Genomic DNA, 706 nt, shown 5'->3' with positions numbered 1-706 from the left:
GGTTTACATTTATATCTTTATAATTTTGCTTTTCTCCAAAATCTTTTGATTTTGTTAGTATATCAAAATCACCTTTAACACTTTCTACAATGTTTTTAATAGAATTTACAGGTCCTCCACCTTTTATTCCAGGCAAATAATAATTAGTTACAATTAAGGTTTTCATATATAATCCTCCATTAAACTTTTATAAATTCCAATATAATAAATTATGTGTGTTTGTATATAGAGACTTATATTTAGATTTCAAATCAATAATTACATTATTTTCATTTTTATTTTTGAATATGTTTAAAATTGAATTTTTATCATAATTCTCAAATGTTTTATGAGGAACCGCAAAAATTATTCCATCAGCATCATCAATAGTGTTGTAATCAGTTATTTCGATATTCTCTTGTGCTCTAATTTCTTCTTCATTTACTACAGGATCTACAATGACTACCTCAATACCATAGTCTTCAATTAATTTTATTAATTCTACAATTTTACTATTTCTAAAATCAGGTGTATTTTCTTTAAATGTTATACCAAAAATAACAACCTTACTTCCTTTTACTTTTTTATCAGCTAAAATTAATTGCTTAACCAGATTTTCTGTTACAAATTGAACCATTGAATCATTTATTCTTCTTCCTGAAGATATTATTTGAGATTCATATCCTAATTTTTCAGCTTCATAAAGGAAGTAATATGGATCTACTCC

Annotated in this window: 1 protein-coding gene; it reads right to left on the bottom strand. The window is 24.5% G+C overall.

What is annotated here, in order from left to right:
- Positions 1-187: 187 nt before the first annotated feature.
- Positions 188-706, bottom strand: a 519-nt coding sequence (locus tag ACF91D_RS31125; protein WP_392438606.1) for a UDP binding domain-containing protein, incomplete at its 5' end; no start/stop codon positions are given.

It is taken from the genome of Staphylococcus sp. 231237_7MaSpsaltlick, from assembly GCF_043107035.1.
This window is presented reverse-complemented; position numbering and strand designations above follow the sequence as displayed.